This window comes from Acidovorax sp. HMWF018, assembly GCF_003061035.1.
In the GTDB taxonomy this organism is placed as follows: domain Bacteria; phylum Pseudomonadota; class Gammaproteobacteria; order Burkholderiales; family Burkholderiaceae_C; genus Acidovorax; species Acidovorax delafieldii.
The window spans coordinates 9,915-14,304 of sequence record NZ_QAIM01000660.1 but is presented as its reverse complement, the minus strand read 5'-3'; the positions used below and the strand labels follow the sequence as shown (position 1 = coordinate 14,304).

4 protein-coding genes and 1 pseudogene are annotated in these 4,390 nt (G+C 65.8%); 4 read left to right on the top strand and 1 reads right to left on the bottom strand.

The window, feature by feature from the left end; genetic code table 11:
- Positions 1–859, top strand: an 859-nt coding sequence (locus tag DBR23_RS27960) for a gamma-glutamyl-gamma-aminobutyrate hydrolase family protein (RefSeq protein WP_233250795.1), incomplete at its 5' end; no start/stop codon positions are given.
- Positions 860–868: 9 nt separating this feature from the next.
- On the opposite strand, the gene DBR23_RS27955 is transcribed toward DBR23_RS27960, so the two are convergent.
- Positions 869–1,792, bottom strand: coding sequence for a LysR family transcriptional regulator (locus DBR23_RS27955; RefSeq protein WP_108500221.1), 924 nt, complete (start codon positions 1,790–1,792; stop codon positions 869–871).
- A gap of 76 nt (positions 1,793–1,868) precedes the next feature.
- Here DBR23_RS27955 and DBR23_RS27950 point away from each other — a divergent pair, with 76 nt between their 5' ends.
- The 3 genes and pseudogenes from DBR23_RS27950 to DBR23_RS27940 all read left to right on the top strand — a co-directional run.
- Positions 1,869–2,219: a protocatechuate 4,5-dioxygenase subunit alpha gene (locus tag DBR23_RS27950; RefSeq protein WP_108500219.1), complete on the top strand. Its 351-nt coding sequence runs from the start codon at positions 1,869–1,871 to the stop codon at positions 2,217–2,219.
- Positions 2,220–2,338: 119 nt separating this feature from the next.
- Positions 2,339–3,184, top strand: coding sequence for a class III extradiol dioxygenase family protein (locus DBR23_RS27945; RefSeq protein WP_108500218.1), 846 nt, complete (start codon positions 2,339–2,341; stop codon positions 3,182–3,184).
- Between the two features lie 136 nt (positions 3,185–3,320).
- Positions 3,321–4,390: pseudogene (locus DBR23_RS27940) on the top strand (putative DNA modification/repair radical SAM protein); the annotation flags it as partial.

Below are 4,390 nucleotides of genomic sequence, written 5' to 3'. Positions count from 1 at the left end.
CCTCAAGATTGGCCTGTCCGCCTGCTTTCAACACGCCGACCCCGCCCGCCCGCTGTTCACAGGCAAGACGCTGCAATACGTCGAGCAGTCCATCGCCCACTGGCTGATGTCTGCCGGCGCCATGGTGGTGATGGTGCCCTGCCCCACAGGTGAGACCGCGCGTGGCGACGTGACGCTGGACCACTACGCCGAATGGCTGGACGGCATCGTGATGCACGGCGGCGCCGACGTGTGGCCGGGCAACTATGGCGAGGAGCCCCTGCGCGAAGAGTGGGTGGGCGACCGCGTGCGCGACCTGTACGACCTGGCCGTGGTGAAAGCCTTTGCCCAGGTGGGCAAGCCCATCTTTGGCGTGTGCCGGGGCCTGCAGCTCATCAACGTGGCCTTTGGCGGCGCGCTGTACCAGGACATCGAGACCCAGCACCCCGGTGCGCAGCAGCACCGCAACGCCACCACCTACGACCAGCACTTCCACGACATCCAGATCCTGCCGGACTCGCACCTGGCCAAGCTGTACCCCAACATGCCACGTGCCCGGGTCAACAGCATCCACCACCAGGGCATCAAGCGGGTGGCGCCGGAATTTGTGGTCGAGGCACTGAGCGAACCCGATGGCGTGCCCGAGGCGATTCGCCTCAAGCCTGCGCCAGGGCGCGGCTACATCGCCGCCACGCAATGGCATCCGGAGTTCCACAAGCAGGGTTCAGACACGCTGGATGACACGGCCATCCTGAATGACTTTCTGGCGGCCTGCGAACAGGCCAAGGCCCACCCACGGCCGGTGCTGCGCCCCGTGCCTTCGTTGCGGGAACGGGCGGCGCGGCGGCTGCGCAAGGCGCTGTCACGGGAGCGCGACTGACCCTACGGGTCAGGCTCCTTCCACAGGCAACACAGCGGCCAAGACCTCTTGCAGCTGCGCCCGCAGCCAGCGGTGTGCCGCGTCTTGCTGGTAGCGCACATGCCAGATCAGGTACATGGGCAGACTGGGGCAGGCCACGGGCACCGGCACGCCCGCCAGCGCGGCCAACGCGGTGCGCCCCATCAGCGACGGCGCTGTAGTGAGCAGCGAGGTGCCCCGCACAAACGCGGGCAGCGCGGCAAAGCCCGGCACGCGCACCACCAGGCGGCGGCGCACGCCACGTGCTTCCAGTTGCCGGTCCAGTTCCAGCCCCCGGTGCGCCTCGTAAGCCACCGTGGCGTGGTCCGCCGCCAGGTACTCCGCCTCTGAGGCCGGAGCTCTGCGCGCGGCCGGGTCATAGAACACGCGGTATTGGTCTTCAAACAGACGCTTCTGCACGATGTCGGTGCCCTCGGGCGGGCGGGGGCTGATGACCAGTTGGCACGCGTCAGACCGCAGCAGTTCGGCGCTGGGCGCGCCGCTGGGCACGATGCGCAGCGTGACGCCCGGTGCAGCGCTGCGCAGGCGCGCGGCCAGCGCGGGCAGCAGCAAATCGCGCTGGAAGTCATTGGCGGCGATGGTCAGCTCGGTCTGCCAAGCGCGCGGGTCAAAGTAGGCCCCTTGGGCAAACAACTGCATCTGGTGCAGCATGTCGCGCGCGGGCTGGGCCAGGGCCTCGGCGCGTGCGGTAGGTACGATGCCGCGCCCGCGCTTCACAAACAACGGGTCGCCGGTGATGGCGCGCAGCTTGTCGAGCAAGTGGCTCACCGCCGACTGGGTGACGCCCAGGCGCTCGGCCGCCGCCGTGATGCTGCCCGTCTCCAGCACCGCCAGCAGCAGCTTCAGCAGGTGCCCGTCCAGGCCCGATCCATCGAATTTGCTCATGCATTCGATGATCTTGGGCCACTTCATCTTTGGCAATGCCGTCGCGACACTGCGGGCTGACTTACATCAAGCCCCGGAGACTTCCATGCCTTCCAAACTGCCCCCGATTCCCGGCACCACGCCGTTCGATGGCGACCAGGCCCGCAAGGGCTATGCGCTTAACAAGATGTGCTTCTCGTTCAACAACGAGGCCAACCGCAAGGCCTTTGTGGCCGACGAAGAGGCGTACATGAAGCAATACGGCCTGAACGAGCAGCAGGCCGCCGCCATCCGCGCCAAGAACGTGCTGCAGCTGATTGCCGCAGGCGGCAACGCGTACTACCTGGCCAAGTTTGCGGGCATCTTCAAGCTGGACATGCAGGACATCGGCGCGCAGCAGACGGGCATGACCAAAGACGCATTCAAGGCCATGCTCGTGGCCGCAGGAAAAGACTAAGCCCCCACGCTCCCCACTGCGTGTGGTTCGCTGCCCCCCAGGGGGGCCTCAGGCGGCTTGGGGCGGCCCGGCGCCGCCTGAACAACACACGCCACAACAACCTTCATCAGGAAAACGAAATGGCACAACTCATCGGCGGCCTCGGCACCTCGCACATCCCGGCCATTGGCAACGCCATCCACAAGGGCCTGCAAAACGATCCGTACTGGAAGCCCTTCTTCGACGGCTTTCCGCCCATCCGCCAGTGGCTGGGGGAGAAGCAGCCCGACGTGGTGGTGATGTTCTACAACGACCACGGCCTGAACTTCTTCCTCGACAAGATGCCCACCTTTGCCGTGGGCGCAGCGGCCGAATACAACAACGCCGACGAAGGCTGGGGCATCCCCACGTTGCCGCCCTTCCCGGGCGAGGTGGACCTGTCGTGGCACCTCATCAACACGCTGATCGACCAGGAATTTGACGTGACCACCTGCCAGGAGATGCTGGTGGACCACGCCTGCACGCTGCCGCTCAAACTCTTCTGGCCCGAGGGCGATTGCCCCGTGACGGTGGTGCCGGTGTGCATCAACACCGTGCAGTTTCCGCTGCCATCGGCCAAGCGCTGCTACGCGCTGGGCAAGGCAGTGGGCCAGGCGATCAGCAGCTGGGACAGCAACAAGAAGGTGGCGGTGATCGCCTCGGGCGGGCTCAGCCACCAGCTCGACGGCGAGCGCGCGGGCTTCATCAACAAGGCGTTTGACCTGCAGTTCATCGAGAGCCTGACCACCAACCCCGAATGGGCCACGCAGTTCAGCGTGCACGAGCTGGTGGAAAAAACCGGCACCCAGGGCGTGGAACTGCTGATGTGGCTGGCCATGCGCGGGGCGCTGTCCACCGCCAGCGCGGGCGTGCGGCGGGTGCACAGCAACTATCACATCCCCATTTCGAACACGGCCACGGCGGTGATGGCCCTCGAAACGGTGTAGTCCAGCAATTTTCAGGTGATTTTGGCTGCAAGCGCATGATTTTCATGCGCTTGCAGCTATTAAATCAGGAGCATATTACCGCTATCGCTTGACCCCAGGCTGGCGTCAGACAATCAAAATACTGTAAATTCATCCAGTGAATTTACAGTCCAAACTCGCCATCCTGGCCGACGCCGCCAAGTACGACGCCTCGTGTGCATCGAGCGGCGCTGCGCCGCGCAACTCCGTGGGCGGGCACGGCATGGGGTCCACCGAGGGCATGGGCATCTGCCACAGCTATGCGCCGGACGGGCGCTGCATCTCGCTGCTCAAGATTCTGCTCACCAACTTCTGCCAGTACGACTGCCTGTACTGCGTGAACCGCGTGACCAGCAACGTGCCCCGCGCGCGCTTCACGGTCGATGAGGTGGTGCAGCTCACGCTGGACTTTTATCGACGCAATTGCATCGAGGGACTGTTCCTGTCCAGCGGCATCATCCAGAGCCCCGACTACACCATGGAACAGGTGGTGGAGGTGGCGCGCGTGCTGCGCGAAGAGCACGACTTTCGCGGCTACATCCATCTGAAGACCATTCCCGACGCATCGCCCGAGCTGATGCAGCGCGCTGGCCGCTATGCCGACCGCCTGTCCATCAACATCGAGCTGCCCACGACCGAGGGCCTGAAGGCGCTGGCCCCTGAGAAAAACAGCGCCGGCATCGACCGGTCCATGGCCCGCATGGCGGTGCACATTGGCGAATCCCGCGCCGCGCGCAAGGAGCAGGCTGCACAGCCCATCGTGTCCATGCCGCAGTCGCGCACCACACGCCGCGCCAGCGTTCCGCACTTCGCGCCCGGCGGGCAGAGCACGCAGATGATCGTGGGGGCCGATGCCACCAGCGACCGCACCATCCTCGCCACCAGCGCGCGGCTGTATGGCGCGCACCAGCTGCGGCGCGTGTATTACTCAGCCTTCAGCCCCATCCCCGACGCCGCCCACGCCCTGCCGCTGGCCGCGCCGCCCACGGTGCGCGAGCACCGGCTGTACCAGGCCGACTGGCTGATGCGCTTTTATGGCTTCACCCACGACGAGATCGTGCCGACATCTCAGCAGGGCATGCTGGCGCTGGACATGGACCCCAAGCTGGCCTGGGCGCTGGCGCACCGCGAGCGTTTTCCGGTCAACCTCAACACCGCCCCGCGCGAACTGCTGCTGCGCGTGCCGGG